Annotated in this window: 8 protein-coding genes; 3 read left to right on the forward strand and 5 right to left on the reverse strand. The window is 65.7% G+C overall.

Features of this window, described 5'->3' with window-relative positions; translation table 11 throughout:
* Both AC3XYG_RS27605 and cyoA read right to left on the reverse strand, forming a co-directional pair.
* Window positions 1-1,580: cbb3-type cytochrome c oxidase subunit I (locus AC3XYG_RS27605; protein WP_489143083.1), on the reverse strand; the 1,580-nt coding region annotated here is incomplete at its 3' end.
* A gap of 84 nt (window positions 1,581-1,664) precedes the next feature.
* On the reverse strand, window positions 1,665-2,750 hold the full coding sequence (gene cyoA / locus AC3XYG_RS27610) for a ubiquinol oxidase subunit II (protein WP_489143084.1): 1,086 nt from the start codon (window positions 2,748-2,750) through the stop codon (window positions 1,665-1,667).
* 262 nt (window positions 2,751-3,012) lie between these two features.
* On the opposite strand from cyoA, the gene AC3XYG_RS27615 reads away from it, so the two are divergent.
* A complete protein-coding gene (locus AC3XYG_RS27615) occupies window positions 3,013-4,353 on the forward strand; it encodes an MFS transporter (RefSeq protein ID WP_489143085.1) in 1,341 nt (446 codons plus the stop codon).
* 131 nt (window positions 4,354-4,484) lie between these two features.
* Here the strand turns inward: AC3XYG_RS27615 and groL are convergent, their stop codons facing one another.
* Entirely contained in the window at window positions 4,485-6,119 is a 1,635-nt protein-coding gene (gene groL, locus AC3XYG_RS27620; protein WP_489143086.1) for a chaperonin GroEL, read from the reverse strand.
* A gap of 47 nt (window positions 6,120-6,166) precedes the next feature.
* Complete coding sequence (locus AC3XYG_RS27625; RefSeq protein WP_489143087.1) at window positions 6,167-6,454, reverse strand: co-chaperone GroES; 288 nt, start codon at window positions 6,452-6,454, stop codon at window positions 6,167-6,169.
* A gap of 287 nt (window positions 6,455-6,741) precedes the next feature.
* Between AC3XYG_RS27625 and AC3XYG_RS27630 the strand changes: the two genes are divergently transcribed.
* On the forward strand, window positions 6,742-6,990 hold the full coding sequence (locus tag AC3XYG_RS27630) for a hypothetical protein (RefSeq protein ID WP_489143088.1): 249 nt from the start codon (window positions 6,742-6,744) through the stop codon (window positions 6,988-6,990).
* Between the two features lie 82 nt (window positions 6,991-7,072).
* On the opposite strand, the gene AC3XYG_RS27635 is transcribed toward AC3XYG_RS27630, so the two are convergent.
* Window positions 7,073-8,110: an aldo/keto reductase gene (locus AC3XYG_RS27635; RefSeq protein WP_489143089.1), complete on the reverse strand. Its 1,038-nt coding sequence runs from the start codon at window positions 8,108-8,110 to the stop codon at window positions 7,073-7,075.
* Between the two features lie 261 nt (window positions 8,111-8,371).
* Here AC3XYG_RS27635 and AC3XYG_RS27640 point away from each other — a divergent pair, with 261 nt between their 5' ends.
* Window positions 8,372-9,445 (forward strand): sugar ABC transporter substrate-binding protein, encoded by a 1,074-nt coding sequence (locus AC3XYG_RS27640; RefSeq protein WP_489143090.1) that lies wholly within the window; start codon window positions 8,372-8,374, stop codon window positions 9,443-9,445.
* Window positions 9,446-9,655: the final 210 nt, after the last annotated feature.

The raw sequence follows: 9,655 nt of genomic DNA on the forward strand, positions 1-9,655 counted from the left end.
ACCAGCTGGATGATGAAGGACAGGATGCCCAGCGCGATCAGGAATGCGCCGAAGGCGGCGAGGATGAACCAGATCTGCAGCGACGGGTCGTCGAAATGGTTCAGCCGCCGGGTCACGCCCATCAGGCCGAGCACATAGAGCGGCATGAAGGCGAAGTAGAAGCCGACCAGCCAGAACCAGAACGACATCTTGCCCCAGAACGGGTCCAGCTTGAAGCCGAAGGCCTTGGGGAACCAGTAGGTCAGGCCGGCGAACAGCCCGAACACCACGCCGCCGATGATGACGTTGTGGAAGTGGGCGATCAGGAACAGGCTGTTGTGCAGGACGAAGTCGGCCGGCGGCACCGCCAGCAGCACGCCGGTCATGCCGCCGATCACGAAGGTGATCATGAACCCCATGGTCCACAGCATCGGCACCTCGAACCGGATGCGACCGCGATACATGGTGAACAGCCAGTTGAACATCTTCGCCCCGGTCGGGATCGAGATGATCATCGTGGTGATGCCGAAGAAGGAATTGACGCTGGCGCCGGAGCCCATGGTGAAGAAATGGTGCAGCCAGACCAGGTAGGACAGGATCGTGATCACCACCGTGGCGTAGACCATCGAGGTGTAGCCGAACAGGCGCTTGCCGCAGAAGGTCGCCACCACTTCGGAGAAGATGCCGAAGGCCGGCAGGATCAGGATGTAGACCTCCGGATGGCCCCAGATCCAGATCAGGTTCACGTACATCATCGGGTTGCCGCCGAAGTCGTTCGTGAAGAAGTTGGTCCCGACATAGCGGTCGAGCGACAGGAGGGCGAGGACGGCGGTCAGCACCGGGAAGGCCGCGACGATCAGGATGTTGGTGCACAGCGCGGTCCAGGTGAAGACCGGCATCTGCATCATCTTCATGCCCGGCGCCCGCATCTTGATGATGGTGGCGACCAGGTTGACGCCGGATAGCAGCGTGCCGATGCCGGCGATCTGCAATCCCCAGATATAATAGTCGACGCCGGCATCCGGGCTGTAGGCGATGCCCGACAGCGGCGGATAGGCCAGCCAGCCGGTGCGCGCGAATTCGCCGACGAACAGCGAGATCATCACGATCACCGCGCCGGACACCGTCATCCAGAAGCTGAAATTGTTCAGGAAGGGGAAGGCGACGTCGCGGGCGCCGATCTGCATCGGCACCACGAAGTTCATCAGCCCGGTGACGAAGGGCATGGCCATGAAGAAGATCATGATCACGCCATGCGCCGTGAAGATCTGGTCGTAATGGTGCGGCGGCAGGTAGCCCTCATTCGCGCCGAAGGCGATGGCCTGCTGGGCCCGCATCATGATCGCGTCGGAAAACCCGCGCAGCAGCATGATCAGGGCCAGGACCACATACATGACCCCGATCTTCTTGTGGTCGATGCTGGTGAACCACTCGTGCCAGAGATAGGACCACAGCCGGAAATAGGTGATGGCGCCGAAGACGGCGATGCCCCCGAGCGCGACGGCGATGAAGGTGACGACGAGAATGGGTTCGTGCAGCGGCAGCGCATCGAGCGTGAGCCGACCGAAGACGAGCTTCTGGAGGTCTATGTTTTCGAACATCGGTCTACTCGGTCTTGTCGGAGCATGCGGCCATGACGGGCAGCCGATGCGAAGAGGGCGAGAGTGCAGGCGCGCAGGCGGGCATCATTCCGTCCGCCGCCCCGCCCACCGGGTCAGCAGCCCTTCCGGCGGCAAGCCTTGCGCCATGTCGCCGTCGGTGGTGCAGATCGCCGCGACATAGGTCTTGGCCGGGCCGTCGCCGCGCCGGGCGGTCTTGTCGTGGTTCAGCATCATCACGTTGTCGATGCCCGCCATGCCGCCGCCGCCCTTGGCGTCGATCCGCATCATGTCGCTCTGGCACATCTTCGAACGGTCGACGCACAGGTTGAGGATGGCGTCGTACAGGTCGGGCGCGACCGTGCCGTAGTGGCGCACCGGGTCGCGCTCGCTCGGCCGCTCCAGCGCCAGGTATTCCTCGCGGCTGAGGTTGTTGCCGTCGGCCTTCACCTTCTGCACCCAGGCGTCGAAATCCGCCTTGGGCAGGCCGTGGAAGGCGAAATGCATGCCGGAGAAGCCGGCGCCGCTGTAGTTCGCCGAGAAGCCCTCATACTCGCCGGGGTGGTTGATCACCGCGTGCAGCTTCGTCTCCATGCCGGCCATGGCATAGATCTGCCCGGCCAGTGCCGGCACGAAGAAGGAGTTCATCACCGTCGCCGAGGTGATCTTGAAGTTGATCGGCACGTCGACCGGCGCCGCCAGCTCGTTCACCGAGGCGATGCCTTGGTCGGGGTAGAGGAACAGCCATTTCCAATCGAGGGCCACGACCTCGACCGTCAGCGGCTTCACATCCGCCGCCACCGGCCGGGCCGCGTCGATGCGATCCAGCGGCCGGTAGGGGTCCAGCGTGTGGGTGCTGATCCAGGTCAGCGCCCCCAGGGCAATGATGATGACCAGCGGCGCCGACCAGATCACGACCTCGAGCTGGGTCGAATGGCTCCACTCCGGGTCGTAGTCCGCCGCCTTGGCCGACTGGCGGTACTTCCAGGCAAAAAATAATGTGAGGGCGATCACCGGCACGATGATCAGCAGCATCAGGATCGTGGACATCACGATCAGATCCCGCTGCTGCACCGCAATATCGCCGGATGGCTGCATCACCACCATGTTGCAGCCGGCCAACGACATCAGGAGGGGGAGAGCGACCAGACGGCCTAAGGCTTTGATGGGCATGCCGTTGCCTGAGTGAGAGACGCGGTAGGGCGGGGCTGGCTTTACCGAAGCATTACGCGATGTAACAGAGGACAGTTTGTCCTACGAAGCGGCGAATGGTTGCAGTGCAACATCGTCGCACCGCCCGTGCCCAGGCTGCATGGGGCCCGAAATGGCCGGGCGGCCGCTCGTTGCCGCACTTTGACGCACAGGATTCATACGCCATATTCAGGAGAACGGCACCCCGGCCCGGCACGACACGCCCAGCAGGACAAACAAGACCATGGCCACTCTCAGTCGACCCTACGGTCCGCTCTCCCCGTCCGCAGCCGGGCAGGATGTGACGCTGCCGGCTGATCGACATTCGGGGGTGTCGCCGGGCGAGATCGCGATCGGGGTCGTGATCGGCCGGACGGCGGAGTTTTTCGACTTCTTCGTCTACGCCATCGCCTCGGTCCTGGTCTTCCCGCGGTTCTTCTTCCCGCATGCGACGCCGCTGGACGCGATGCTGTACTCCTTCGCCGTGTTCGCGCTGGCCTTCGTCGCCCGCCCGATCGGATCGATCTTCTTCATGGAGGTCGACCGGCGGCACGGGCGCAGCGTCAAGCTGACCATGGCGATGTTCCTGCTCGGCGGCTCGACCGCGGCGATGGCCTTCCTGCCCGGGACCGACGACATCGGCCCGGCCGCGATCGCCCTGCTGGCGCTGTTCCGCATCGGCCAGGGCCTGGCCCTGGGCGGCGCCTGGGACGGCCTGGCCTCGCTGCTGGCGCTCAACGCGCCGCACAATCGCCGCGGCTGGTACGCGATGATGCCGCAGCTGGGCGCCCCGCTGGGCTTCATGCTGGCAGCCGCGCTGTTCTCGTTCTTCCTGATGAACCTGCCGGTGGCCGATTTCCTGGACTGGGGCTGGCGCTATCCCTTCTTCGTCGCCTTCGCGATCAACGTCGTCGCCCTGTTCGCCCGCCTGCGCCTGGTGGTGACGGAGGAATTCCAGCGGCTGTATGAAAGCCGGGACCTGGAGGCGCAGCGCGTGTCGGTGACGCTGAAGGCGCAGGGCCCCAACATCCTGGTCGGCGCCTTCGTGCCGCTGGCCACCTTCGCCCTGTTCCACCTGGTGACGGTGTTCCCGCTAAGCTGGGTCGCCCTGTACACCGACCACAATGCCGGCGACTTCCTGATCACGGAGTTCATCGGCGCCATCCTGGGCACCATCGGCATCGTGGCGTCGGGGCTGATCGCCGACCGCACCGGCCGGCGGACCCTGCTGGCGGTCTGCGCCGTGCTGATCGCGCTGTTCAGCTTCGTCACGCCGATGCTGCTCGGCGGCGGTGCCGCGGGGCGGGCAACCTTCGTGCTGGTGGGCTTCGCCCTGCTCGGCCTGTCCTTCGGCCAGGCGGCCGGCGCGGTGGCGTCGAACGTCTCGAACACCTATCGCTACACCGCCTCGGCCCTGACCTCCGACATCGCCTGGATGGTCGGCGCCGGCTTCGCGCCGCTGGTCGCGCTGGGCCTGTCCAGCCAGTTCGGCCTCGCCTTGGTCGGCGCCTACCTGCTGTCGGGCGCCGTCTGCACCCTGGCCGCGCTGCGGGTGAACAAGGAACTCGAACTCAAGGGCGAGTGACCGGGCCACGCCTGCCGCTCACGGCGGCCCCAATACGATTGCAGCCGCCCGTTGCCGGGCGGCTGCAATCGTATTGGGGATCTGCAATCACAGCCGATCCCGCCGAGGCGGGACCGGCTTCCGGATCGGCTTCAGTAATCCATGCCGCCCGAGTCGCCGCCATGCGCCGAGGCGCCTGCCGCCGGGTCCGTCCGTTCCGCCACCATCGCCTCGGTGGTGATCAGCAGGCCGGCGATCGACGCCGCGTTCTGCAGGGCGATGCGGACCACCTTGGCTGGGTCGAGGATGCCCGCCTTGATCATGGCGGTGAACTCACCCTTGCGGGCGTCGTAGCCCCAGTTGTGGTCCTTGCTGTCGAGCAGCTTGCCGACCACCACCGAACCGTCGCCGCCGGAATTCTCGACGATCTGCCGCACCGGCGCCTGCAGGGCGCGGCGGACGATGTCGATGCCGACCTTCTGGTCGGTGTTCTCGGGCTTCAGCTTGTCGATCACACGGCTGGCATAGAGCAGGGTGACGCCGCCGCCGGCGACGACGCCTTCCGCCACCGCGGCCCGGGTCGCATGCATCGCGTCGTCGACGCGGTCCTTGCGCTCCTTCACCTCGATCTCGCTGCCGCCGCCGACTCGGATGATGGCGACGCCGCCGGCCAGCTTGGCCAGCCGCTCCTGCAGCTTCTCGCGGTCATAGTCCGAGGTCGTCTCCTCGATCTGGGCGCGGATCTGGTTGGTGCGGCCCTCGATGTCCTTCTTGGCGCCGGCGCCGTCGACGACCGTCGTGGTTTCCTTGCTGATGACCACCTTCTTGGCGCGGCCGAGCATGTCGAGCGTCACCGTCTCCAGCTTGATGCCGAGGTCTTCGGAGATGACCTGGCCGCCGGTGAGGACCGCGAGATCCTCCAGCATCGCCTTGCGACGATCGCCGAAGCCCGGCGCCTTGACCGCCGCGACCTTCAGGCCGCCACGCAGCTTGTTGACCACCAGGGTTGCCAGCGCCTCGCCGTCGACATCCTCGGCGATGATCAGCAGCGGCTGGCCGGCCTGGACCACTGCCTCGAGCAGCGGCAGGAAGGCCTGCAGGTTCGGCAGCTTCTTCTCGTGCAGCAGGATGTAGGGGTTCTCCAGCTCCGCGATCATCTTCTCGGCGTTGGTGACGAAGTAGGGCGAGATGTAGCCGCGGTCGAACTGCATGCCCTCGACGATGTCGAGTTCGGTCTCGAAGCTCTTCGCCTCCTCGACCGTGATCACGCCCTCGTTGCCGACCTTCTTCATCGCCTTGGCGATCATCTCGCCGATCTCGCGCTCGCCATTGGCGGAGATGGTGCCGACCTGGGCGATCTCGTCATTGGTCGAGATGGTCTGGGCGCGCTTGCCGATCTCTTCGACCACCGCGGCGACCGCGAGGTCGATGCCGCGCTTCACGTCCATCGGGTTCAACCCGGCAGCGATGACCTTGGCGCCTTCCTTGACGATGGCATGGGCCAGGACGATGGCGGTGGTGGTGCCGTCGCCGGCCAGGTCGTTGGTCTTGGTCGCGACCTCACGCACCATCTGGGCGCCCATGTTCTCGAACTTGTCGGAAAGCTCGATCTCCTTGGCCACCGTCACGCCGTCCTTGGTGATCCGCGGCGAACCCCAGGACTTGTCGAGGACGACATTGCGCCCCTTGGGGCCGAGCGTGACCTTGACGGCACGGGCCAGGATATCGACGCCGCGGAGCATCTTGTCGCGCGCATCGGTGCTGAATTTGACGTCTTTCGCCGGCATGGTCTTGAATCCTTAGATGAGGGAAAGGGGTCCGGAGGGCCGAGGGATCAGGCGAGCACGCCCATCACGTCGGCTTCCTTCATGACGAGGTAATCGACCCCGTCGAGCCGGATCTCGGATCCCGACCATTTGCCGAACAGGATGCGGTCGCCGACACCGACATCCAGCGCCTGGATCACGCCCTGCGCATCCCGCGCGCCCTGGCCGACGGCCACGATCTCACCCTCCTGCGGCTTCTCCTTGACGGTGTCGGGGATGATGATCCCGCCAGCGGTCTTGGCCTCGGCTTCGATCCGGCGAACCACGACGCGGTCGTGCAGGGGGCGGAATTTCATGGGCGGATCCCTTCAGGGAATTATTTCAAGCGAGGCATATTGTTCAAAATGCTTCCCCCAAATGCGCATTTCAGCCGCCGGATACAAGCTCGATCGCCAAATTCACGGAAATAAATACCAATTACGATTTTCTATAGTTTCGGCGAATAAGGCGATTTTTTCCTGGAAATACTGAGGATCCAGAACGCTTTGTCGAAAATATTTCTTCGATCCGATGTATGATGTGGTTGGTTTGATATGCCGATCCCGCCACCGGCGCTCCCGCAGGGGAGGCCAGAAATGTCGCCATGACGGATTACAAATTCTCGGTGGGCAGCACCGTGCAGGTCTCGCGCCGATCGCTGTCGGGCCAGTCCGCCGTCGGGTCATTCAAGGTGCTGGCGCGCTATCCCAGCGAATCGTCCGGTCCGATGTACCGCGTGCGCAGCGTGCTGGGCCAGGAGGAGCGGATGGTGCCGGAGCACGAGTTGTCGATGGCGCCACAACCGGCCAACAACAACAGCGGCCGGACGCCGCCCCGGTCCGGCATCCGCTGACGGGAAGCCGCCCACCCCGGCCGGGGCGGGCGACGACACCTTCGATCGATCGGGCCAACGGCCCGAACCAAACCCCCGGGCCTCAGGCCCCGGCCGGAACCGGCGCCGCGGCCTCGATCAGGCCCTCGGCCTTGAGGTCGCTCCACAACGCCGCCGGGATCGGCTGCGCCAGATAGCCCAGATTCTGCTCCAGCTCGGGCACCGAGCGGGCGCCCGGGATGACGCTGACCACGGCGGGGTGGCCCAGCGGGAATTGCAGGGCGGCGGCCGGCAGCGCCACGTCGTGCTTGGCGCAGACCGCCTCGATCCGCCGCACTCGCTCCAGCACCGGTGCCGGCGCCAGCCGGGTGTTGAAGGTCGCGCCCTGGACCGCGCCGGTGGCCAGGATGCCGGAATTGTACGGGCCGCCGATCACGATCCTGGTGCCGCGCTGTTCGCAGACCGGCAGCAGCGTCGCCAGCGGCTCCTGCTCCAGCAGCGTGTAGCGGCCGGCCAGCAGGAAATAGTCGAACCGGCCGGCGATGACGAAGTCGGACAGCATCTGCCACTGGTTGATGCCGACGCCGATCGCCTTGATGACGCCCTGCGACCGCAGATCGTCCAGGGCGGGATAGGCGCCGTCCATCGCTTCCTTGAAGCGGCTGCGGGCATAGGGGTCCTCGCCGGGAGCGAAATGGATCGCCTCGTCCGGATCGTGGATCGCGACCATGTCGACATGGTCAGTGTCGAGCCGCTTCAGCGTGCCTTCGAGCGAGCGCAGCACCGCGTCGCGCGAATAATCGAAATCGGCCCGGATCGCCGGGGCGTCGTCCCACAGCTGCGGCTTCTTCTCGCTGTCCGGGATCGGCACCAGATCGTAGCCGACCTTGGACGAGATCACGATCTGGTCGCGCGGCAGCGTCTTGATCGCCTGGCCGAGGCGGGTCTCGCTGAGCCCGAAGCCATAGACCGGGGCGGTGTCGAAATAGCGCACGCCGCGGTCATAGGCGGCCTGGACGGTGGCGATCGCCGCCCCCGGGTCGACGGCGCGGTACATGTTGCCGAGGCCGGTTCCGCCCAGCCCGATCGTCGTCACCTTCAGCCCGTCCCTGGTGACGGGCCTGAACTCGATATCCGGCATTTCAACTCCTTGGCCGCGGGCCGCGATCCGCCGGATCCGCCATGGCAAATCCCGGCCGGCCACGGCCCCAATTCCTTAGTGAATGTCCATGCCCGGCCGGGGAATCCGCGGCCCTGCCGCCCACCCGCCCCGCCGGACATGGAATCAAATTGACACAGAATTTGTCATACAACAATGTAACCGGAGAACCGGATGACACCCGCCCCATTCGGGACGGCCGGTCATGCCCGTTCCCATAAGGCAAGACGAGGGAGGTTCGAGATGGACGACGACACCCGCAACCAGACAGGCCTGCCAGGGCTGATCGGCAGCGCGATCGGCCGGCGCAGCGCGTTCCGCACGGCAGCGACACTGGGGCTCGGCGCGGCCGGCCTGGCCGGCGGCATGGGCACTGCCCTGGCCGACGACGCGGCCGGCGGGTTGCCGAAGAAGCCGTACAAGTTCTTCTTTGTCTGCCACGTGACGCTGGACCAGTTCTTCACCCCGACGATCTACGGCATCCAGGACGCCTGCGCGGCGTTCGGCTGCAGCTACCCGTGGACCGGGTCGCATAAGAACGTGGTGTCCGAGATGGTCAGCGCCGTGCAGACGGCGATCGCCCAGAAGGCCGACGGCATCGCGGTCTGCCTGGTCGACCCCAAGGCGTTCGACGCCGCGGTGGCCGCGGCCAGCGCCGCCGGCATCCCGGTCGTCGCCTTCAACGCCGACGTGCCGACCGGCAGCCCGAACAAGCGCCTGTCCTATGTCGGCCAGCCGCTGTACCAGTCGGGCTACAACTCGGCCCTGAAGTGGATCCAGATGGTGCCCAAGGGCGGGCATGTCATGCTGTCGATCGGCGTTCCCGGCTCGCTCAACACCCAGCCCCGCCTCGATGGCTACATCCAGGCGATCAAGGATCACGGCGAGGGCATGACCTACGACGTGGTCAACACCGGGCCGGATCCGGCGACTGAAATCTCGCGGGTCGAGAGCTATTATCTCAGCCACAAGAACGTCGCCGGCCTGTTCGGCACAGGCGGGTCCGACACCTATGCCTGCGGCTTCGTGTCGAACAAATACGGGCTGGCCAAGACCGGCGTGGTCGCCGCCGGCTTCGACCTGTTCCCGCAGACGCTGGGCTACATCAAGTCCGGCGACGTCGCCTTCACCACCGACCAGCAGGCCTATCTGCAGGGCTTCCTGCCGGTGCAGCAGATGTATCTCTACAAGCTCTCGGGCGGGCTGGTCGGCCCGGCCAACAGCGACACCAGCCAGGCCTATGTGACCAAGGACAATGTCGACGCCTATGTCGGCGAGACCCGGTTCGAAGGCCGCAGCACGGCCGAGCCGACCTGAGCAGCAGACGGATCCGGCTTCGCCACTCGCGCCTAGGCTCGTGCGGCGAAGCCGGTCCAGAGGACCGGAGCGACAGAAAGGCAGATGGTGCCAAGCAACGAAGCAAAGGCGCGCAAGGTCGGCGTCAAGGTGCCGGACACGCTGCTGGAAAGGGTGCTGGTCATCCTCTCCCGCTACAAGGAGGTCAGCATCGCGGTCGTCGCGATCGTC

The sequence above is a fragment of the Inquilinus sp. genome (assembly GCF_057815775.1).

Coding starts and splice junctions, on each gene's coding strand:
- AC3XYG_RS27630 (WP_489143088.1), top strand. CDS start 6,742: ATGACGGATTACAAATTCTCGGTGGGCAGCACCGTGCAGGTCTCGCGC.
- cyoA (WP_489143084.1), bottom strand. CDS start 2,750: ATGCCCATCAAAGCCTTAGGCCGTCTGGTCGCTCTCCCCCTCCTGATG.
- AC3XYG_RS27615 (WP_489143085.1), top strand. CDS start 3,013: ATGGCCACTCTCAGTCGACCCTACGGTCCGCTCTCCCCGTCCGCAGCC.
- AC3XYG_RS27640 (WP_489143090.1), top strand. CDS start 8,372: ATGGACGACGACACCCGCAACCAGACAGGCCTGCCAGGGCTGATCGGC.
- groL (WP_489143086.1), bottom strand. CDS start 6,119: ATGCCGGCGAAAGACGTCAAATTCAGCACCGATGCGCGCGACAAGATG.
- AC3XYG_RS27625 (WP_489143087.1), bottom strand. CDS start 6,454: ATGAAATTCCGCCCCCTGCACGACCGCGTCGTGGTTCGCCGGATCGAA.
- AC3XYG_RS27635 (WP_489143089.1), bottom strand. CDS start 8,110: ATGCCGGATATCGAGTTCAGGCCCGTCACCAGGGACGGGCTGAAGGTG.